The organism is Pseudoalteromonas sp. L23 (genome assembly GCF_021728455.1).
Lineage (GTDB): Bacteria > Pseudomonadota > Gammaproteobacteria > Enterobacterales > Alteromonadaceae > Pseudoalteromonas.
Genome location: NZ_JAKKCW010000009.1, coordinates 181,228 through 203,387, shown reverse-complemented (window position 1 = coordinate 203,387; position 22,160 = coordinate 181,228). Strand labels below are relative to the sequence as shown.

Here is a 22,160-nt window from a genome sequence, read left to right as displayed (position 1 = left end):
GTTTAACTTGGGTTTTTTATTTAATTTTAACTCAGACAACAGCCTAAAATTGATAGACTAGGCCAACATAAGCGAGGTCACTGGTGTCTCTGTCTAGCAAAGGGCTATTGGCAATAACATCATCGAGTTTAGTTCGAGTTATCCCACCAACCAGACTGAGTTGTGTTTTTATCTGATAATGCGCAGTCAACCCTGCGGAATAATTCACAGCGTCATCAGCAGTTAAGTAGCGGAATCGGCCTCGGCTAATATCGATATTTTCACCAGTTATTCCATAGATATAATTAACATAATCAGACTGCTGCCATTCTACATTACCTACTGCCGAGATTTTAAATCCTCGACCATCGTTGTACAGTGGGATTGATACTGAAAAAGTAGCCGTGGTTGAATCTGAATTATCGGAAATATCACTGTGACCAGCGAGCGTAAACCACAGATAGGTGACGCCATAGTTAACCGTGACATCGCCATCCGGCGCGTCATATCCGTCAAAAATCTTATCTTCAGACTTTGCGTCTCGGAATACACCGTCATAGCCATCTTGACGATAGCCCAACCCAGAGTAGACAGATAAATCTTCAGTAATAGGAAAGCGGTAACCAATTAGGCTATCTTTGTTGATAAACCAATTTCCTTTTTGAATATCTATAATGGGAATTGAGATAAACTCACTGTCAATGCCTTTCCATGGCAAATCTGCAGCCGCGGCTCCTCCCCCTAAACGAACCTGCCATTCGTTAGATTTCGGCTCAATGGCATGACTAAAAGAAGCAAAGGTTAAAGTGAAGACGGCAGCAGACGTGAGTGCTGACTTGATTAGATACATACAGAATTCCTTTCGTAAGTTAAAAATTGCGAGAATTTAGAATGTAAGAAGTTTGTTACAAGAGTTGGGGAAGTGCTGTTAGAAAGTGTAATAAATTGTCGGGAAACGTTGTTTGAAGTGTTATCTGTTTAAGAAATCGTTGTTGTCTTACATCCCTAATCTACTCGCCACTTCAAAAGGGTTTTTATAAAGTAGCGAGCAGATAGGTGTGTATAAGATTTAACTGGATTGAGTGAGATCAGAATCTGTTAGTAATACAGTTAGTCCATCAACCAGCTCAAATAGCTCAGGCTCGATATCACTGAGTGGTTTTTCTTGTTTTAATCCCGTTTCAATGATCTCAGCCAATTTCTTTAGGGTTGGTACGCCAGTATAACAGCAGGCACCGTGGAATTTATGAACTACTTTGAGCAGCGTCGGGAGATCCTCTGCGTCTTGTGCAGACTCCAACTGCTGCAACGTTTCGGGCACGCTAGAAAGCAGCATATTGAGCATTTCCAATGCTAAATCAGGTTTATTACCCGCTCGCTGTAATGCTAATCCCCAATCTAACATTTGGCTATTAAATGGCGGCACACTGTGCTGATGACTCTCAATATTTTTTTGTCTCGCGACTGGTGAAGACGCGCTATGGTCGCAAATAATTTGCTTGAGCATATCTTCATCTATGGGTTTAGTCATATAGTTACTAAAGCCATCTTTAAGCAGTTGCTCTTTTTCGCCAGCAAGCGCATGTGCGGTGACGGCGATGATAGGAGTATCCTCATTTAAGGACGACTCTCTTATGCTCCTACAGGCGCTTATACCATCCATTATGGGCATTTGAATATCCATAAATATCAGGTCGTATTTTCTTGATTTACATAAACTGACTGCTTGAGCACCATTATGCGCTGTATCTATTGCCTCTACTTGTTCATCTAACAATGTGCATATCAACTTCAAGTTAGCATCGTTATCGTCTGCAACCAGCACTTTAAGTGGCAGACTTGTGGCTTCGATTTCATTGGCACTCATGTCTGGATGGTCTAAACGATAAGGTGCTGCAAGCATTTCGCATAGTTTTCTGTGGTTAAGTGGCTTGCTTAAACAAGCGTCAGCTCCACTGCCAATAAGCGCCTCACGCATATTATGTGAGACGGTATTAACCATCAAATATAGGTAGTCTGCGGATCCGCGAGCTTGTTTGATGTAACTCTTAACGGTTTGCATTTGGTCGACGCTTGCCATAGATCCAATTAAACAGATATCGTAATTAAAATCTTGGCCTAAGGCAGTATCGAACTCTTCTTCGGTAAGGCAGCGAGTGACCTGCATTTCCCACGCTTGTAGTTGAGCTATTACCGCATAATGAGTATGCTCTTGTGGTTCAAAGTAGAGCACGCGTTTATTTTCAAGTGGCTTGCTTGGTAAGTTGTCGTTGTAGAGGCGGTTTGGTAATGCAAAGACCGCGTTAAATGAGAAACAGGTGCCATTTCCTGGCGCTGAGTTAAGAGTGATACGACCATTCATCGCCTCAACAATATGCTTAGTAATGATAAGACCTAGACCTGTGCCACCAAATTTACGGGTAATACTAGTATCGGCTTGAGCAAACGGTGTAAATAGTGCGTCTTGCTTATCCTGAGCAATACCGACCCCGGTATCGCTGACAGACACTAGCAACGAGGATTGAGATTCATCCATCAGACGGTGGTTAATATCCACTTTGACTGAGCCTTTTTCCGTGAACTTGATGGCATTACTGATCAGATTGGTCAATACCTGTTTAAATCGCGTAGGATCGCCAATTAAGTTGTCGGGCACTTGGCGATTAACAGAAATGGAAAACTCCAACTGCTTTTCGTGAGCGCTTGGCGCTAATAAGGTCATGACCTCATTGACGGCGTCGCGTAATTCAAACTGGATATTCTCCAGCTCCATAGCACCAGCTTCTAGCTTTGAAAAATCCAAGATGTCACTAATGATGGTAAGCAGGCTATTTGCAGATAGCTCTATGGTATCTAAATAATCTTTTTGGTGTTTATTTAATGGTGTTTTATAAAGTTGACGGGTAAAGCCTATAACACCATTGAGCGGCGTTCTAAGTTCATGACTCATCTTAGCCAAGAAATCCGACTTTACGCGGTTAGCATCTTGTGCCTCTTTTTTGGCAATATTGAGCTGAATATTCTGCGTTTCATACTGCTCTAGGGTTTCACGATAATCACTAGTTGCCTGGTCAATGTGCTTTTGCATTTCGTCTTTTTGATTGGCCATCTTTCTGCCAATAACGATCAAGCCTTGGCGCAAAAGCTCAAATTCACCCCGCATCGGCTCATTGATTGCGATGTCTTGTTTACCTTCGTTGAGCTTGTCTGTGGCTAAAATCAAATTGGCAATTGGTTTGGTTAGCATACGTGACAATCGCATGGCCAACATAACGCTAAGTAAAAAGGAGAAAATAATAACAATGGCACTCAAGATCAGTGCACGCTGCTGCGAGATCAGTGCTTGGTCTTTACTGATCTCTACAACTAAAATCGCCAGCGTAGCCGGCTCTGCACTGTGCCAATCGGTTTTTTTTGCTAAATGGTTTTTAACTGGTGAATAAAACACAAAGGTATTTTTTAGTGTAGTGACTTCGGTGGTTTGTAGCTTTTGCACTTCACCAAAATAATGTAATTTATCGAATTCACTATGATAATTACTGGTAAGAATAAGCTGATTTTGGCTATCAAACAGCGCGATGCTTTTTACCAGTGGTGCATGTTTATTGTGTGCTTGGCTTAAAATGCGGTGTAAGTGCGCTTTATCTTGTTTTTCTATTGGGTATTCTACTGACATGGCAAGTGAATCTGCAATGCGATTTCCCTGACTTATCAGAATTTCCTCAAGCTCTACGTAGCGATTTATAGTAAAATAACCACCAAGTAGCAAGCCAACCAAAAGGGTTGGCAAAAGAGTGAGTAATAAAATACTGTCACGCAGGTTTAATTTTGTCATAGGGTCAAAAAAGTGCAGAGAAATCTGTAACTAAGATTATCTTTTACCGACGTGATAAGCAAACAAATGAGGAACCCAATGGCACAGATTTTTCGTGCTAAGAAAGCTGCTAAGCCGTCAAAGCAAATAGAATTAAGCATAGAGTCAATGGATCATCAGGGGCGAGGTGTTGCTCGCCATGAAGGTAAGGTCTGTTTTGTGGCTGGTGCCTTGACTGGTGAGCGAGTGAGAGCACAGGTTGTACAGGCAAAGTCTAAACTGTTGGAAGCGAAGGTGATAAAAGTACTTAATGCCTCCAAAGAGCGTGTTAAACCGTTTTGCCCGCATTACCAGCAGTGCGGTGGTTGTAGCTTGCAGCATCAAAGTATTGATGGTCAGCTCAATGAAAAGCAACATGCAGTCGAAAAACTTTTTGCGCGTTTTGCCAACATTGAGCACTTACCTTGGCAAGCGCCGATTACCTCTATGGCGCTTCATTATCGCCGTGCAGCTCGTTTGGCATGCATTTTTGATAAACAAAGCAAAAGCGTCAAGTTAGGCTTTAGAGCAAGTCAGTCGAAGCAGATTATCGAAATAGCGCAGTGTGACGTATTGGTGTCGCCTTTTGATCGTATTGTTAACACGCTAAGTTTGCTAGCACAGTCGCTAAGTGAGTTTAGACTAATCAGTCATATTCAGCTTTGTCAGGCTGACAACTATAACTATGTGTTGTGTCGTCATACAAAGCCACTGTCCGCTTCGACTCGCGAAACGCTACAAAACGAGCTGGAAAATTGTCAGGTACTGTTTGACGATGGCGAGACGCCAGTTGTGTATTCCCAGTTGCCGCACTATCACCTTGGTGAATTTGACTTAACACTTGAATTTAAATTGAACAACTTTATTCAAGTGAATCAATCGGTAAATGAAGCAATGCTGCGCCAAGCGACAGACTGGCTACAGCTGAGTAACGATGAAAGTGTCCTCGACCTTTTCTGTGGGGTGGGAAATTTCTCTTTGGTGCTCGCAAAACAAGCAAAAAATGTGATTGGGGTAGAAGGTGAAGCGCAATCGGTTGCAATGGCTCAGCAAAATGCGCAAACTAATAAAATCAGTAATGTTCAGTTTCACTGTTTTGATCTAACCCAGTCGATTGCAGAGGCTGCTTGGTTCGACGCAAATCTGGATGTATTAGTACTGGACCCTTCAAGGCCGGGGGCGCTTGAGGTACTGCAGCAATTACCTTTGACGCAGTTTACCCGTATTTTATACGTGTCATGCGACCCAGTTACACTGGCGCGCGATTCTTTGGTGATAGCGCAGGCAGGCTTTGAAATAGAAAAGCTTGGCTTAATGAATATGTTTGTCCACACGGGACATATCGAAACCATGGCGCTGTTTAAAAAGCAGTGTAAATAACCTGAGCTATGAGGCCGTTATTGCCCGAGCATTAGGCTAGATAATTTACCCGAAAATGAGGCGGGTAAGTAATTTTAAGGAGGTATTAAAACATGGTTGCTACTCGGCAGTCGCATCAAACCACTTTGCCACTGGAGTTTGATGCGCGACTCACTATCTTAAACTTGTCTGAAGATCAAAGAACATGGCTACAAAAGGCTTATGAACTTTGTCCTGCGGATGAGTCAACGGAACATCTCAATAACGCCATCGAAATGGTAGAGATCCTTGCAGACTTAAATTTTGATAGCGAATCCTTAGCAACTGCGTTTTTAACTCCTTATTTTGTTGCTGGAAAGTTGTCCCTTGAGCAAGTGGAAGAAGCGCTTGGCAAAAATATCTCTCTGCTTTTAAGAGGGGTGGAGAATATGGACACTATTAGTACGTTGGCACACCAAAGCTCCGGTAAGGTACAAGTCGACAACATCCGCCGTATGTTACTCGCTATGGTGGAAGATGTGCGCGCTGTAGTGATTAAGCTTGCTGAGCAAATCTGCCATTTACGTGCGGTTAAGAAAGCATCTGAAGAAGAAAGAGTCGTTGCTGCAAAAGCGGCTGCCAATATTTTTGCACCACTTGCGAACCGTTTGGGGATTGGCCAATTAAAATGGGAACTTGAAGATCTCTCTTTCCGTTATTTGCATCCGGATACGTATAAGTCTATTGCCAAGAAGCTTTCTGATAAACGCCTAGACCGCGAAGCTTATATGGAAAATATGGTTAATTCGGTGGCACAAAAACTTGCGGATGCAGGCATTAAAGCGCAGGTCTACGGTCGCCCTAAGCATATTTATAGCATTTATAAAAAAATGGCGCAGAAAAGCTATGAATTCGAACAGTTGTTCGACATTCGCGCGATGCGTGTGGTGGTAGATGAAATTCAAGATTGCTACGCCGCGTTGGGCATTGTGCACACCAGTTGGCGGCATTTAAACAAAGAGTTTGACGACTATATTGCTACGCCTAAGCAAAACGGCTATCAGTCTATCCACACCGTGGTGTTTGGTCCTGAGGGCAAAACGGTAGAAATCCAAATCCGTACTGAGGCCATGCATCGAGATGCAGAGCTTGGGGTGGCGGCTCATTGGATGTACAAAGAAGGTGCATTGCCGGGCAGAAACTCAGGATACGAGCAAAAAATTAGCTGGCTACGCAAACTGTTGCAGTGGCAAGAAGAAGTGGTAGATGGCAGCGAAATAGCAGATGAGCTGAAGAATCAGGTTGTCGAAGACCGCGTTTATGTATTCACGCCCAAGGGCGATATCTTTGATTTGCCACTAGGCTCGACGCCACTCGACTTCGCTTACTACATTCATTCTAATGTTGGACATCGCTGCATTGGTGCAAAAGTGTTTGGTAAAATAGTGCCTTTCACTTACACATTGCGCACAGGCGATCAGGTAGAGATTCTTACCCAGAAAAATGCTTCACCAAGTCGAGATTGGTTAAACCCGTCGCTGGGATATATTCATTCTTCAAGAGCGCGCAGTAAGATCCATCACTGGTTTAAGCAGCAAGATAGAGACAAAAATCTTCAAGCGGGTAAGGAAATTTTAGATAGTCATCTGCAAAAACTAGATATTACCTATAAAGATTTAGAACCCGCGATTGACCGCTTTAACTTTAAAGAACTCGACGATTTAATGGTGGCGATTGGTGCCGGTGATATTCGTATCAATCAATTCCTGAACTACGTGCAAGATAAACCTGAGGATACACCTAAGTTAAAAATCTCCTCGCCAAAACACACTAAAGGTGACAAAAATGCAGTGGTCGTTGATGGGGTAGGCAGCTTAATGAGTCATATGGCGAAATGCTGTGAGCCAGTACCGGGCGATGAAATTGTGGGTTACATCACGCAAGGGCGAGGTATTGCCGTGCATCGCTCTGATTGTGAGTCGTTTGCTCATATTACGGATATACATCCAGAGCGTGAGATTGCAGTCAGTTGGTCAGAGGATGTTAAAGCGTCGTACGCCATTACATTAAAAATTGAAGCGCACGACCGCCAAGGGTTGATCCGAGACATTAGCGCTGTGCTTGCCAATGAAAAAGTCAATGTGCTCAATATGAATGTACAAACCCAAGACGATAAAAACGTGGCGGTATTTATGATGAAGGTAGAGGTGGATGACCTTTCTGCTATGCATCGCTTGCTGACTAAATTGATGCAAATCGAAGGTGTTTTTGATGCCAAACGACTCTAAGCCTTCGGCAACAATGGGGATAGAGCAGCTGCTAGAGATTATGTCGCAGCTACGCGACCCAAGCACTGGATGCGACTGGGATAAGAAGCAAACCTTTAAAACCATTGTCCCTTATACGTTAGAAGAAGCACACGAAGTTGCCGATGCTATCGAGCAAGGCGACTTTGTTCACTTAAAAGAAGAGTTGGGGGACTTGCTGTTCCAAGTGATTTTTTATGCTCAGCTTGGAAAAGAGCAGGGGTTGTTTGATTTTGCTGACATAGTGCAAACTCTCAATGACAAATTAGTGAGACGCCACCCTCATGTATTTGAAAAGCAGGAAAGCTTAAGCGAAGCAGAGCTTGAGCAGCAATGGCACGCCATTAAACAGCAAGAAAAACAGGCAAAAAAACAAGGGGCGTTCGCGGCAGATATTCCAAGCAGCTTGCCTGCATTATCAAAAGCCTACAAAATTCAAAAGCAAGCAGCCAAACTCGGATTTGACTGGCCAAGTTATCACGGCGCGTGGGATAAAGTACAAGAGGAAATAGCAGAGGTGAGCGAGGCGCTGCAAGTTGATCCACGCTCTGAACATACAGCGGAAGAGGTGGGCGACTTGTTGTTTGCAACTGTGAGTGTGAGCCGGCATATAAAACGAGATCCGGAGCAGCTGCTACGTCAAGCCAATGAGAAATTTAAAAATCGCTTTGTGCAAGTCGAAGCCGTTTTGAATGAGTCCTCACTATCACTTAAAGATGCGAGCTTGGAGGAGATGGATGGTGCTTGGGAGACAGTGAAACGTCGTCAACGCAGTAAAAACAGAGACTGATTTTACGGTTTGTTCGTTATTTAAAACGACCTCCTGATAAAATATATTACCGTGCTAAGTCATTTTTAGCTGGAATGACTTAGGTGCTTTTGCTATACTATCGCCCCGTCTTGATTCTTATTTAAATTCCAATTTTCCTGAAATTTCTAGGGTTCGCATGAGTACAAAATTTATCTTCGTAACGGGCGGAGTAGTATCCTCCTTGGGTAAAGGTATTGCAGCTGCTTCTTTAGCCGCTATTTTAGAAGCACGTGGCTTGAAAGTAACGATTCTAAAGCTGGATCCTTACATCAATGTTGACCCTGGGACCATGAGCCCTATCCAACACGGTGAAGTATTCGTAACCGAAGACGGCGCGGAAACTGACCTTGATCTTGGTCACTACGAGCGTTTTATTCGCACTAAAATGACCAAGCGTAACAACTTTACACAAGGCCGTGTATTTGAAGACGTGTTGCGCAAAGAGCGTAGAGGTGAGTACTTAGGTGCCACTATTCAGGTTATTCCTCACATCACAAACGACATCAAGCGTCGCGTGCTTGAAGGCGCGGAAGGCCATGATGTTGCTATCGTAGAGATCGGTGGTACGGTTGGTGATATCGAGTCACAACCTTTCCTAGAAGCAATTCGTCAGCTAGGCACAGAGCTTGGTCGTGAGAGCGCTTTGTTTATGCATTTGACGCTGGTGCCTTTCTTAGGCCCTGCGGGTGAAGTGAAAACTAAGCCAACTCAGCACTCTGTGAAAGAGCTTCGTTCAATCGGTATTCAACCTGATATTTTGATCTGTCGTTCAGATCGTAAATTACCAGCGAATGAGCGCGCGAAGATTGCCCTATTCACTAACGTGGAAGAAAAAGCAGTTATCTCGCTACAGGACGTAGACAGTATTTATAAGATCCCTGCGCTATTGAAGTCGCAAGAGCTTGATAACATCATTTGTCGTCGTTTCTACCTTGAGCGTCCGGAAGCGGATTTATCTGAGTGGGAACAAGTACTTTATCAAGAGTCAAATCCTACTGGTGAAGTGACAATTGGTATGGTTGGTAAATACATCGAATTACCGGACGCATATAAATCAGTTAACGAAGCATTGAAGCATGCTGGTTTGAAAAACCGTTTAACGGTGAATATTGAATATGTTGACTCTCAAGATATCGAGAGCAAGGGCACTGAGTTACTTGAGCACCTTGATGCTATCTTAGTACCTGGTGGCTTTGGTAACCGTGGCGTTGAAGGTAAGATTTTAGCTGCAAAGTATGCACGTGAAAACAAAGTACCATACCTAGGTATTTGTTTAGGGATGCAAGTTGCGCTAATCGAGTATGCACGTAACGTTGCAGGTCTTACTGGTGCTAACTCAACTGAATTTGATCTTGAAAGCCCACACCCAGTGGTTGGTCTGATCACTGAGTGGTTAGATGCAGATGGTAAGATTGAAGTACGTGACCACGATTCTGATCTTGGTGGCACTATGCGTCTTGGCGCGCAGCTTTGCCACTTAAAAGAGGGCTCTAAGGTGCGTGAAGTATACGGTAATGCCGAAATCGTTGAGCGTCACCGCCACCGCTACGAAGTAAACAACAACTATGTTGCTGAGCTTGAAAAAGCGGGTCTGCAATTTACTGGTCTGTCAGAAGACAAGAAACTAGTTGAGATTATCGAGAATAAAGATCACCCTTGGTTTATCGCGGCTCAGTTCCACCCTGAGTTCACGTCAACGCCTCGTGATGGTCACCCATTATTTGAAGGTTTTGTTGCGGCGGCATACAGCCACCAAAAAGCATCTTCGTAATAAGAAAAAGCCGTGCTCTTGCACGGCTTTTTTGTTGCAGAAGGTTTTGCAATAGGCGCTAAGAGTAGTGTTTATCGCCAAACTTTTTCTTATCTGCCGGCGCGTCAATGTGATACGTGTAAATTCTTCACTTTGCGAAGCAACAGAGATAAGGCAAACTTTAAAGCGGGTTTATTGACCCTGAATTCGCCTGCGACAGAAGCAGTGCAACACACACCACTTTGGGAATAAGAGGAATCAAGATGTCAAAAATCGTTAGAGTGATTGGCCGTGAAGTTATGGACTCACGCGGTAACCCAACAGTAGAAGCGGACGTACACCTAGAGTCAGGTGCATGGGGCCGTGCATGTGCGCCATCAGGTGCATCTACGGGTACCCGTGAAGCACTAGAGCTACGTGATGGTGATAAGTCTCGTTACTTAGGTAAAGGTGTATTAACAGCGGTAAACTACGTAAATAACGAAATCGCGGCAGCACTTGAAGGTCAAAACGCGCTAGAACAACGTGCAATCGACCAAATTATGTTGGACTTAGACGGCACTGAAAACAAAGAAAAACTAGGTGCGAATGCCATCCTTGCGGTATCTCTAGCAACAGCAAAAGCAGCTGCACAAGACAAAGGCGTGGCGCTATACGAGCATATCGCAGACATCAACGGTACAGCAGGTCAGTACTCAATGCCAGTTCCGATGATGAACATTATCAATGGTGGTGAGCACGCGGATAACAACGTTGATATTCAAGAGTTTATGGTTCAGCCTGTTGGCGCAAAGAGCTTCCGTGAAGCACTACGTATGGGTGCTGAAATCTTCCATAGCTTGAAAAACGTACTTAAGTCACGTGGCCTGAACACTGCTGTTGGTGATGAAGGTGGTTTTGCTCCAGACCTTAAGTCAAATGAAGAAGCGCTAGAAGTGATTGTTGAAGCGGTTGCAGCAGCTGGCTACGAAATGAACAAAGACGTAACACTAGCACTTGACTGTGCAGCGTCTGAGTTTTATGTCGATGGCAAGTATGACCTAAAGGGCGAAGGTAAAACATTCGACTCGGAAGGTTTTGCAGGCTTCTTGGCCGATCTTGCAGCACGTTACCCAATTGTATCAATCGAAGATGGCCTAGACGAAAGCGACTGGGCTGGCTGGAAAGTCCTAACAGATAAAATCGGCGATAAAGTTCAGCTAGTGGGTGATGATCTTTTTGTTACTAACACTAAGATTTTAAAGCGTGGTATTGAAGAAAGCATTGGTAACTCAATCTTGATTAAATTCAACCAGATTGGTTCACTGTCTGAAACGCTTGATGCCATCAAAATGGCGCAAGATGCTGGCTTTACCGCCGTTATTTCACACCGCTCTGGTGAAACTGAAGACGCAACCATTGCTGATTTAGCAGTGGCGACAGCGGCAGGTCAAATTAAGACAGGTTCACTTTGTCGTTCGGATCGTGTAGCTAAGTACAACCAGTTACTACGTATTGAAGAAGCGCTAGGTGAAAAAGCGGTATACAAAGGCCGTAGTGAAATCAAAGGTCAGTAATTAGCATTACTTGATGTATTGTAAAAACGCCAGTTTAGTTACTGGCGTTTTTATTCCTAACGTTCATCACCAAACTTCACAATGTCCTTGGCCATATCGGAATGTCCAACAGACTTGAAGTGAATTACAAGTATCATCCATCGTTGCTGCTCCATTACCTCCAGCAACAGCTGGTGTCATCTTGGTCACAAGTATTTTGTTCACACTAAGTTCTTTAATCGATTTTTTGTTGAACTTTAATTTCATTGTCGTTTCCTTCTATAAAAAATATAAATGTTAACCAAATCCATACAAGATGTTGGTTGTGTTACATTTGTACTTTTTGTATAAAAAGTCAACAGGTGTTTTTAAGCACCAAACTCTTGCGCTAATATCGATTGAGTGAAATTGATTTTCAAATAAAAACCTCTTGGCAAAGTTTGCACTATTTTACCGTTAGGCCCAATTGCATCGGTGAGCGCTTTGGCATTTGCCGCTTTTGGCCTTATCTGCATGACTTCTCCAAGATGCCCTGAGATTTCCTCTACATGGCCCGTAGCGATTAACTCGATTTGCTCTTCCCAGTCTCTTCGTAACAATTGTTCTTGATGCGCGTCTGGCCGCCATAAGAAGCCGTGTCCAATAACCCTATCTATTAAAGGAATTTCTCGCTCGGCTAATATGGGTAGCCAAAGAACGTGAGCTAATTTCTTTTTAACACTCGACGCTTCCCATGTTAATCCTGTTAACTGAGTCAGCGGCACGACAGAAACATAGGTGGTCTCTAGCGGTTTGCCTTGATAGCTTATGGGCAAAGTCTTGAGTTCAACGCCAATATGCTCAAAATCAGGCACAGGCTTTGAGCCCGCGGTGGCACCTAAGGCCGCTTCTATGAGTTGTCCTACCCAGCCTTTCTCTTTGAGCAAGTCTTGTGGTGTTTTAAACGAGAGCTGATGAGCAAGTTCACCTAATGTTAAACCGGCTATGTTTTCAACACGCTGCATAAGTTCGCCCACAGAGCGTGGTGGTGTAACTGATGGCAAGCGATACTCCTGAGTCTATCCCCTAAAAACACGATTATAAAAGAAATCATGTGGTGAAGTAAGTTGGTTATTTTGTACTCAACTTAAGTGCGGTTTGTTATTTCAACAATATGGTTAAAGTAATAACTTTATTATCTATATGATAAATATGAAGTTATTTTTATTTTGCTACAGTCAGAGCGGCTTGGAAATCTTATGGCTTTGGATAAATACAAGACTATAAACATAATTATCCACAGAATATGTGGAAAACCTGAGGTTTGAAGTGTGTAATTGTGGATTTGTTCGTAATTTGAACTGAAAAATACTTAGTTATGCACAAGTTGTGGGTAACTTGAGAGTATGCTGAGATAATTTAGGTATAGAATGGAATTAAATTTGCCGTGGCGCGGGAGTTGTGGAACAATCATTAAAAATCGACTTATAAATGAGGCACTAAGGTGATTGATGCCGAAGGGTTTCGTGCCAATGTCGGAATAGTGATTTGTAATAATCAGGGGCAGGTTTTTTGGGCCCGTCGTTACGGACAACACTCTTGGCAATTTCCTCAAGGCGGAATAGATCAAGGGGAAACACCTGAGCAAACGATGTATCGTGAACTTCATGAAGAAGTTGGACTTAGGCCAGAAGATGTTGAAATAGTAGCAAGTTCTAAACATTGGTTACGTTACAAACTACCAAAAAGGTTAATTAGACGAGATTCAAGCCCAGTTTGTATCGGGCAAAAGCAGAAATGGTTTTTATTGAAACTTAGGTGTAAAGATGAAGACGTAGACTTATTACGTACGCATCACCCTGAGTTCGATGATTGGCGCTGGGTTAGCTATTGGTATCCAGTACGTCAAGTTGTATCGTTTAAGCGTGATGTCTATCGTCGAGTGATGAAGGAATTCGCTCCGTTTGCGATGCCATTTGGTAAACGTGAACAGCAAGGGCAAAAGGATTTCTGGCGCACAAAACGATAAAAATAGGAGCAGCAGGTGTTAGCAACGTTAAGATCGATTGCTGAGTCAGTGGCACAGCAAAGTGACCTACAAAGCGCGTTAAATTGCTTTGTTACTATGGTCAAAGATGCCATGCACACTGAATGCTGCTCAGTTTATTTTGCCGATTACAGTCAAGATAACTTTATCCTGATGGCAACGGATGGCTTAAACCCTGAAGCAATCGGAAAATTCCGCATGGGATTTACCGAAGGCCTAGTCGGTCTTGTTGCCCAGCGTGAAGAGCCAATTAACGTTGCCCACGCCCAATCACACCCAAGATTCAAACTGTCACCTGAGGTCAATGAAGAAGGCTACAATGCTTTCTTATCAGTACCTGTTGTACACCAGCGTAAAGTGCTTGGAGTTATTGTGGTGCAGCAAAAGATTGCTCGTGTATTTAGCCATGATGAAGAGTCCTTTCTTATTACGCTTTCAGCGCAATTGGCTTCACAGCTTGCCAACACCGAGATCCAAACTTTACTTCAACAAGATGCAAGCAGTCACAGAACCTCAGTGTTAAAAGGGGTATCAAGTGCTCCAGGTATTGCCTTAGGCGATGGTTATGTGGTGTTACCCCATATTGATTTTGCGAGTATTGAACCACAGCATAGTGACAATATTCAGCAGCAAATTCAGCTGTTTCATCAAGCGGTGGCCGCGACTCGGCAAGAATTCCATATTTTAGCCAAAACTCTGAGTGATGATATTCCAAAAGAAGCGGTAGCTGTGTTTGAGGTTTACCAACAACTTTTGGATGCCAAGAGTTTAGGTAAACAAGTAGAGTCTGAAATACAACAAGGCTGGAACGCGAAAACAGCGCTAAAGCTTGTTATCGAAAAGCTTGTGGCTCAGTTTGATATGATGAGCGACCCTTATATCAAAGAGCGTGCGATTGATGTTAATGATATTGGCCTGCGTGTGCTCCAGCATTTAGTCTCAACTGAACAAGCTGTTAAACACTATCCAGATAATACGATTCTAATCGCCCATACTTTGACTCCAACTATGTTAGCGCAAGTACCAAAAGAAAAGCTCAAAGGGGTCGTCAGTGTGCATGGCTCGGCCAACTCTCATGCCTCCATTCTCACTCGTGCGATGGGCGTCCCCGCTATTTGGGGCATAGAAGACATTCCATTATTACAGTTTGATGGTAAGTCTATGATCATGGATGCGTATTCTGGGCGGCTTTATATTTCGCCTTCGCAAATGTTGGTCAATGAGTACGTTGAAATCAAACGTAAAGACAACATTCTGCATGATAAGTTTGAAGCGGAACATGATTTGCCGCCTATTACACTCGATGGTGAGCGTATAAATTTACTCTTAAATGCTGGGCTTGATCTATCGACCGAGACATTAAGCGCCAGTTATTGCGATGGCGTTGGTCTTTATCGAACTGAGTCTTGGTTTATGCAAAAAGGCCAATTCCCAACACAATCGGAGCAAGAAGTCTGGTATCGCGAGGTGCTATCACGTTATCACCCTGAGCCCGTAGTGATGCGGACTTTAGATATCGGTGGCGACAAAATTCTAGATTACTTTGATATCAAAGAAGAAAACCCATTTTTAGGATGGCGGGGCATTCGTGTATCGCTGGATCACCCCGAACTTTTCTTGGATCAAATCAAAGCGATGATCAAAGCAAACGCAGGTCTTGGCAACTTACAGATCATGTTGCCTATGGTGGGTCATAGTGAGGAAATAGATGAAGCGATGGCACTCATTGAGCAGGCTTGTTTTGAGCTGCAAGACGAATGGGCTGATCCTTTTTATACCATCGACCGACCAGAAATCGGCGTGATGCTCGAAGTACCGTCTAGCGTGTACTTGTTACCTGAGTGGTCGAAAAAAATTGATTTTTGCTCTGTGGGCAGTAACGATTTGACGCAGTATTTATTAGCCGTTGATAGAACCAACGCGCAAGTAGCGGATCTTTTTGACCCTTATCACCCCAGTGTATTACGAGTGTTAAACCAGATTGCACAGCAGTGTGAATTACACGAGCTGCCTTTTAGCCTGTGTGGAGAATTAGGCGGTGAGCCTGAGGGAGCAATCTTGCTTATTGCAATGGGGTATCGCCGTTTGAGTATGAATATTTCATCACTGAACAAAGTAAAATGGGTGTTACGTAGACTGAGAGTAACGGATATGGAAGCTTTACTTGAAAATTGTTTAGCACAGCCGTCATCTAAGCAAGTGCGCCGAATTATTAAAGAATTTATGATAGAACATCATTTTGCAGAATTACTCTATACCAGCCACCAAGCAAAGGGTGCTTCTTAAGGCTATTTACGCTACCATTACGGCGCTATAAGAATAAGAGCTTGTTGATGGAAACTATTATACTCATCGTTGTACTTTGCGCTTTGCTCGGCTGTGCAGTTGGCTTTTTGGCAGGTCTACTTGGTATCGGCGGCGGGCTGCTGATAGTCCCTATTTTATCTGTCATCTTGACCAAATTTAATGTTATACCCACAGATCAAGTGGTGTTAGTTGCAATTGCGACGTCTCTCGCCTCCATTATTTTCACTTCGACATCTTCAGCCAAAGCGCATCATAAAAATGACAATGTTCCATGGCACATTGCTCCATGGGTGATGTTAGGTGTGGCAGTCGGCGCGTTGGGCAGTGGTTTTGCCGCAGTGATGTTGCCTGAAAAACTCGTCAGAATTATTTTTGTGGTTAGTGTTGTGGGCATTGCATTGAAAATGGCGTGGAGTTCCAGAAGACCGCCACAATCAACCAGAGTTATACCGCAAGGACCGATACTTGCGATGCTAACCTCGGTAACGGGGGCGCTGTCTGCAATGATTGGTATCGGCGGGGGAGCATTAATCGTCCCACTACTGACATTTTTCTCTGTTGATATGAAAAAAGCGATAGGATGTGCGTCTGCCAGTGGTATTGTTATCGCTATCTTTGGCTCCTTTGGCTATATCGCCTCTGGCAGCCAACATGTGGATATTGAACATGGATTTTTAGGTTTTGTCTATTTACCGGCTTTGTTTGGTATAGTGGCAACTTCATGGTTTATGGCGCCTATTGGTGCTAAAGCTACGCACCACTTACCAGTCACAACGATTAAGAAAGTGTTTGCGGCGTTACTCATTGTTATCGCTGGCAATATGTTAATGAATTAAGGAAAGGCTATGGCTTTGCAGTTTCCACAGATAGACCCTGTGATTTTTTCCATCGGACCGTTAAGTGTTCGTTGGTATGGATTAATGTATTTAATCGGCTTTATGTTCGCCATGTGGTGGGCAGGGAAAGAAGCAAAAAAACCAAACTCTGGTTGGAATAAAGACCAAGTTGGCGACCTAGTTTTTTACTGTATGCTCGGTGTGATCTTGGGCGGGCGAATTGGTTACGTGTTGTTTTATCAATTCTCTCATTTTATTGAAAACCCGCTTTATTTGTTTAGGGTGGACCAAGGCGGTATGTCTTTCCATGGCGGTGCATTGGGCGTTATCACGGCAATTATCGTGTATGCGCTTAAAAACAAACGTTCGATTTTATCGGTAGGTGACTTTGTCGTTCCTATGGTGCCTGTTGGGCTTTTTGCTGGTCGTATCGGTAACTTCATTAATGGCGAATTATGGGGTCGCGTAACGGATGTTCCTTGGGCATTTATTTTCCCAACGGGCGGACCACAGCCGCGCCATCCATCACAACTTTATGAAGCGTTTTTTGAAGGGCTGGTATTGTTTGTGATGCTGGTATGGTTTAGGAAGAAACCGCGCCCAGCGGGCAGTGTAGCAGGTCTATTTTTAGCCGGTTACGGTGTCTTCCGCTTCTCAATCGAGTATTTCCGTGAACCAGATGCACATATTGGCTTATATGGTGGCCTTATTTCTCAAGGTCAGATCTTATCTCTCCCTATGGTGATCGCAGGCGCTATCCTTATGGTGTGGGCATATAAGCGAGAAGGTAGCAACCCATCTACCGGGCAAGTTAAAAGTTAAAGAGTAGCGAACAATGAAGCAATATTTAGAACTGATGCGCCATGTGCGTGATAATGGCACAAAAAAAGAAGACCGTACGGGCACTGGCACAGTGAGTGTTTTTGGATACCAGATGCGCTTCAACTTGCAAGAAGGCTTCCCACTTGTAACGACGAAAAAGTGTCATCTACGCTCGATTATCCACGAGCTACTTTGGTTCTTGCAAGGCGATACTAACATCAAATACCTAAAGGAAAATGGCGTTAGCATTTGGGATGGCTGGGCAACGGATGAAGGGGACTTAGGGCCAGTTTATGGCAGCCAGTGGCGCTCTTGGACGGGGCCAAATGGTGAAGTGATAGATCAAATCAAAGATGTTGTAGAGCAAATCAAAACCAACCCTGACTCTCGTCGCCTGATTGTGAGTGCTTGGAACCCTGCGCTTTTACCTGATACTAACTATTCACCGAAAGAAAATGCAGCGATGGGCAAACAAGCGTTGCCACCTTGCCACACGTTATTCCAATTTTATGTACTAGATGGCAAACTTTCTTGCCAGCTTTATCAGCGCAGTGCGGATATTTTCTTAGGTGTGCCCTTTAACATCGCAAGCTATGCGCTGTTAACGATGATGATTGCACAAGTTTGTGACTTAGAAGTGGGTGACTTTGTACATACTTTCGGCGATGCCCATTTATACCTAAACCATATGGAACAAGTTGAAGAGCAGTTAAGCCGAACGCCGTTTGCGAAGCCGCAAATGCAGATCAACCCTCAAGTAAAAGACATATTTGGTTTTAAGTTTGAAGACTTTGAGTTGGTGAACTACGAATGTCATCCGCATATAAAGGCACCGGTCGCGATTTAGGAGCATTTATGAAAGCCGTTATTCCAGTGGCGGGTCTTGGCACTCGCATGTTACCCGCGACGAAGGCCATTCCAAAAGAAATGCTGCCAATTGTCGATAAGCCTTTGATCCAGTATGTAGTAGATGAAGCTGCGGCGGCTGGCGTCAAAGAAATTGTACTGGTAACCCATTCAAGTAAAAACTCAATTGAAAACCACTTCGATAAGAGCTTTGAGCTGGAAGCGACACTGGAAAAACGGGTGAAGCGTCAATTGTTAGAGGAAGTACAATCTATATGCCCCAAAGGCGTTACGCTGATCCATGTGCGTCAAGGTGAGGCTCGTGGCCTTGGTCATGCCATCAATTGCGCTGCACCTGTGATTGGCGATGAGCCCTTTGTGGTTATGCTGCCCGATGTATTAGTCGATGACGCTGCATGCGATCTAACAAAAGATAATCTTGCTGATATGATCGCGCGTTTTAAAGCGTCAGGTAATAGCCAAGTGATGGTAGAAGCGGTAGCGCCTGAGCTCGTTTCTCAGTTTGGTATTGTGGACTTGGGAGGAGCGGCACTCGCGCAAGGAGAGTCAGGCGCGATGCAGTCTATTGTCGAAAAGCCTGAACAACAAAGTGCGCCTTCAAACTTAGCTGTTGTTGGTCGTTACGTGTTAAATAAATCTATTTGGCCACTTTTGGCAAAAACACCGCTAGGTGCTGGTGGTGAAATTCAATTGACCGATGCGATTGCCATGTTGATGGAGCGAGAGCAAGTTGATGCATACTCGCTACGTGGAAAAAGCCATGATTGCGGAAGTAAAATTGGCTATTTAAAAGCGATAGTTGAGCATGCGATGCGAAGAGAAGAGTATTCAACTGAGCTTGCTTCTCTTATCGACTCTATTGCAAAAAGTTAAATGTACCGATATTTGCGGTAAAAGCATTTGGTTATTTACCGCGATTTATGTACCATAGCAGAAAATGGATTTTTGTTATAACTTATTGTGAATATTCAGTTTTTTAAACTTTTACTACTCGGCTCTGTAATCACCTTAGGTGGCTGTAGTCATTCAGTTCAACAGCCCTCGCAGTTAAGTGAGCAACAGCTCAAAAGTATTAAGCGATTGAGCTCGTTAGAACAGGATCTCTCAAACCTGCTGACTTTGTTAGAGTCTCAAGCTAGCGTCGATAATATCCAAGCAGCATCGACTACTGACGTAGAGGTTAAGCGTTATTCCGCCAGTAAACAAAAGGCGAATCAAACGACTGGAATTCAACTCAAGTTGTTTCCAATATCCATCAATTCCATGCCTCAAGTTGAGCAACATCAAGCGCTATTAGCGGCAGTAAAGCGAAAGTTTCCTAGTATATTCTCTGAGGCAGAATTTCGAATTCAAGCATTTGAAATGTGGGATTGGGCAACAGTTTCTGGATTAAGATCAACTCAAGAAGCAAAAATCTACTGTAGACTATTTTCTATCCAAAGCATTGATTGTAGGAGATTAATGCTTTAATTTTTACTAAAGTTTTCCCATTTGGGAACGATAAACAATAAGTCACCAAAAAAATGGCATTGCGGTGATGATAAAAATGACTCCTAAAGGAATTTAAAGATGAAAACACTGATTAAATCTGCGCTTGTTGCAAGCTCTATTTCCGCTGCTTTACTTACTTCTTCAGCAATTGCTAAAGATACTGCCCGTCTCGAAGTTAAAGTAGAAGTTAAAAACTTATTTTCAGCGGAAGCTGGTGATCCGCTTGATTTCGGTATCATTCGAGTGCAGGGCGATGCAGCTGATGTCGCCACGATGAAGATTGAGGCGGATCCAACACTGACCGATCCTGAAATCAAGAATACTGGTGACGCAGTAATAAACCTTATTAGTACAGGTGGAGCAGGCTCTATCAATATCACTGATGCAGCGCCAAACACTGAGCTAACGATTACAGTTCCGGCCGCAACTACGGTTGATAGCGTGGGTAATGCCTCTTTTGATTTAAAGGATTTTGAGTTTTATGTGGTAAGTGGTGCACAGCCTAATAGTGAAGTGACAAACAACAAGTTTAGGGTTGATGCAAATGGTGCCGCAACGCTTTCCGTTGGTGCGACATTAAGTACGAAAGCACTTTCTGGAACAGATACGTATGGTGGTGGTGTATACACCAGTAAAGTTGATATCGAAATCGCTTACTAAAACATGTGGCGTTACATGGTACTGGCATTGCTTTTTGCCAGTCACTGGGCCAAAGCTCAAGATATATCGGTCGTTAAGAAATTGAGCTTTGGCACTATTGCGATTATTGACCAAAATAGCGCAGGCACTGTGACAATAGAACCTAATGTTAGGCCACAAACCTCAAGCAATATTCTATTCGTAGAGTTTGGTCATGCGGCAGAAATCCTCTTGACCGATTTTCCTCACAATCGCCAAATTAGCGTCCAATCTACCATTTACAACGACTGGTTTGGATATTGGAATCTTGGTGCACCCGATGCCTTCCAATTGACAGAGCTGTATCACGAGAAGGCGATTTACACCGATAGTGTTGGGTCTGGTGAGTTTAAGGTCGGTGGTCAATTGCGCTTTGCTGGCAATGGTAAATCGCTATCGGATGGAGTGCAAACCTTGAACGTTGAAATAACTTTGTCTTACTAGGGTCTGTTGACCTTTGCTGTTTGATTTTTGTTCCCCTGAGTGGGGTTTGGTTGCGGCGCTCGACTTGCCGCCTAGTAATCTAAGCAAAAGTTGAGCAACAATGAACAAAGCGCACTCAGGGGAACCCAAAGGGCAGCGCTTGATTGGCATTTCTTCTGTGTTGCCCCACAAGGATGTGGGGTAAGGTGACTTTGCAGGAGCACAAAGTCTTTATCGCCTGACTCACATAGAATAACTATGCTACGCAGGCTCTGCCTTGTATAAATGGCAATCAAACTGCTGCAAAAACAAACTTGAAAGATAAACAGGCCCTAAATTATGAATAAATTAATATTAACGCTGCTTTTGTTTTGTTGCTGTAAAGTAAGCGCCAATCTGATGATCACCCCAACACGGGTTGCTTTCGAAGAGCGTCAGAGAATTGAGAGGGTTACAATCATTAATAATGGTGATGTGACCAAATCTTATCGACTTGAATTTCAAGAGAAGCTAGCACTTAAAGAAGGTGGTTATGCCAACTTTGCCGAGCAAAAAATGAACCCTATGGCTGCAAGCCATTTCATTCGTATTTCACCTAGGCAAGTAACACTAGGGCCTGGTGAGCGTCAGGTAATAAAGCTGGCTGTGCGCAGAAAGGCGAATATGGAACAAGGAGAGTATCGCTCACATTTGCTTTTTAGGGAGCTGCCGAATAATAAAGGCAAGCTGCAAGAAGGTATCAATATTGACGTGCTGATGAGCTATAGCATTCCGGTGATGCTACGAGTTGGCGATGCGAACCCGCAAGTACAGCTTGAGGATGTCATTGTAAGCAACGCGAAAAATGGTCGTCAGGCAATTACGGTACTACTTAATCGAACCGGGAAATATAGTAGCTTTGGCGAATTATCCGCTTATTGGCAGGGGAAAAATGACGTTAAACCAGTGCGGATCGGAGTATTAAATAAGTTTGCCGTATATCCAGAGCTTAATCAAAGGAGTGTAGAATTCTCGATAGACCCTGCAATTAAGCTTGGGCCATCAGGCAAGGTCTTAATCAAGTATGTGGGTGATGAGGAGTACACTGACCGCACCTTTGTAGATGATTCGGTATCTTTGTAGTTTAGGGTAAGCGAAC

At 43.7% G+C, this 22,160-nt stretch carries 19 protein-coding genes; 15 read left to right on the top strand and 4 right to left on the bottom strand.

Annotation, left to right across the window (positions count from 1 at the left end; all coding sequences use genetic code 11):
- Positions 1–43: 43 nt before the first annotated feature.
- A complete protein-coding gene (locus L3V43_RS15945) occupies positions 44–829 on the bottom strand; it encodes a MipA/OmpV family protein (RefSeq protein ID WP_010606275.1) in 786 nt (261 codons plus the stop codon).
- 219 nt (positions 830–1,048) lie between these two features.
- Entirely contained in the window at positions 1,049–3,814 is a 2,766-nt protein-coding gene (gene barA / locus L3V43_RS15940; RefSeq protein WP_102056438.1) for a two-component sensor histidine kinase BarA, read from the bottom strand.
- Positions 3,815–3,892: 78 nt separating this feature from the next.
- Here barA and rlmD point away from each other — a divergent pair, with 78 nt between their 5' ends.
- From rlmD to eno, 5 genes are all read left to right on the top strand, one after another.
- The gene (gene rlmD, locus L3V43_RS15935; protein ID WP_010606277.1) at positions 3,893–5,212 is read left to right on the top strand and encodes a 23S rRNA (uracil(1939)-C(5))-methyltransferase RlmD; all 1,320 of its coding nucleotides are present in this window, start codon (positions 3,893–3,895) and stop codon (positions 5,210–5,212) included.
- A 92-nt stretch (positions 5,213–5,304) separates the two neighbouring features.
- Entirely contained in the window at positions 5,305–7,458 is a 2,154-nt protein-coding gene (relA, locus tag L3V43_RS15930; protein ID WP_235368085.1) for a GTP diphosphokinase, read from the top strand.
- Positions 7,442–8,266 carry a nucleoside triphosphate pyrophosphohydrolase gene (mazG, locus tag L3V43_RS15925; protein ID WP_237116870.1) on the top strand — a complete coding sequence of 275 codons (825 nt, stop codon included), beginning with the start codon at positions 7,442–7,444 and terminating at the stop codon, positions 8,264–8,266. The genes relA and mazG overlap by 17 nt, the downstream gene beginning before the upstream one ends.
- A gap of 157 nt (positions 8,267–8,423) precedes the next feature.
- Positions 8,424–10,058 (top strand): CTP synthase, encoded by a 1,635-nt coding sequence (locus tag L3V43_RS15920; protein WP_010369341.1) that lies wholly within the window; start codon positions 8,424–8,426, stop codon positions 10,056–10,058.
- Between the two features lie 242 nt (positions 10,059–10,300).
- Entirely contained in the window at positions 10,301–11,593 is a 1,293-nt protein-coding gene (eno, locus tag L3V43_RS15915; protein WP_010606280.1) for a phosphopyruvate hydratase, read from the top strand.
- Positions 11,594–11,659: 66 nt separating this feature from the next.
- Here the strand turns inward: eno and L3V43_RS15910 are convergent, their stop codons facing one another.
- On the bottom strand, positions 11,660–11,839 hold the full coding sequence (locus L3V43_RS15910; RefSeq protein WP_102056442.1) for a hypothetical protein: 180 nt from the start codon (positions 11,837–11,839) through the stop codon (positions 11,660–11,662).
- A 101-nt stretch (positions 11,840–11,940) separates the two neighbouring features.
- Positions 11,941–12,615, bottom strand: coding sequence for a DNA mismatch repair endonuclease MutH (gene mutH, locus L3V43_RS15905; RefSeq protein ID WP_174168519.1), 675 nt, complete (start codon positions 12,613–12,615; stop codon positions 11,941–11,943).
- A 440-nt stretch (positions 12,616–13,055) separates the two neighbouring features.
- Here mutH and rppH point away from each other — a divergent pair, with 440 nt between their 5' ends.
- From rppH to L3V43_RS15855, 10 genes are all read left to right on the top strand, one after another.
- On the top strand, positions 13,056–13,580 hold the full coding sequence (gene rppH, locus L3V43_RS15900) for an RNA pyrophosphohydrolase (RefSeq protein ID WP_010369331.1): 525 nt from the start codon (positions 13,056–13,058) through the stop codon (positions 13,578–13,580).
- A 15-nt stretch (positions 13,581–13,595) separates the two neighbouring features.
- The gene (ptsP, locus tag L3V43_RS15895) at positions 13,596–15,884 is read left to right on the top strand and encodes a phosphoenolpyruvate--protein phosphotransferase (RefSeq protein WP_017218101.1); all 2,289 of its coding nucleotides are present in this window, start codon (positions 13,596–13,598) and stop codon (positions 15,882–15,884) included.
- 47 nt (positions 15,885–15,931) lie between these two features.
- On the top strand, positions 15,932–16,741 hold the full coding sequence (locus L3V43_RS15890; RefSeq protein WP_010369329.1) for a sulfite exporter TauE/SafE family protein: 810 nt from the start codon (positions 15,932–15,934) through the stop codon (positions 16,739–16,741).
- 9 nt (positions 16,742–16,750) lie between these two features.
- Positions 16,751–17,563 carry a prolipoprotein diacylglyceryl transferase gene (gene lgt / locus L3V43_RS15885; protein WP_099030219.1) on the top strand — a complete coding sequence of 271 codons (813 nt, stop codon included), beginning with the start codon at positions 16,751–16,753 and terminating at the stop codon, positions 17,561–17,563.
- Between the two features lie 13 nt (positions 17,564–17,576).
- Positions 17,577–18,410: a thymidylate synthase gene (locus tag L3V43_RS15880; protein ID WP_102056445.1), complete on the top strand. Its 834-nt coding sequence runs from the start codon at positions 17,577–17,579 to the stop codon at positions 18,408–18,410.
- An 8-nt stretch (positions 18,411–18,418) separates the two neighbouring features.
- Complete coding sequence (galU, locus tag L3V43_RS15875; protein WP_237116871.1) at positions 18,419–19,303, top strand: UTP--glucose-1-phosphate uridylyltransferase GalU; 885 nt, start codon at positions 18,419–18,421, stop codon at positions 19,301–19,303.
- A gap of 87 nt (positions 19,304–19,390) precedes the next feature.
- Positions 19,391–19,900 (top strand): hypothetical protein, encoded by a 510-nt coding sequence (locus L3V43_RS15870; RefSeq protein WP_102056447.1) that lies wholly within the window; start codon positions 19,391–19,393, stop codon positions 19,898–19,900.
- 99 nt (positions 19,901–19,999) lie between these two features.
- Complete coding sequence (locus L3V43_RS15865) at positions 20,000–20,581, top strand: DUF4402 domain-containing protein (protein WP_010606289.1); 582 nt, start codon at positions 20,000–20,002, stop codon at positions 20,579–20,581.
- Between the two features lie 15 nt (positions 20,582–20,596).
- Positions 20,597–21,043, top strand: coding sequence for a DUF4402 domain-containing protein (locus L3V43_RS15860; protein WP_237116872.1), 447 nt, complete (start codon positions 20,597–20,599; stop codon positions 21,041–21,043).
- Between the two features lie 318 nt (positions 21,044–21,361).
- The gene (locus tag L3V43_RS15855; RefSeq protein ID WP_026000996.1) at positions 21,362–22,144 is read left to right on the top strand and encodes a fimbria/pilus periplasmic chaperone; all 783 of its coding nucleotides are present in this window, start codon (positions 21,362–21,364) and stop codon (positions 22,142–22,144) included.
- Positions 22,145–22,160 lie beyond the last annotated feature (16 nt).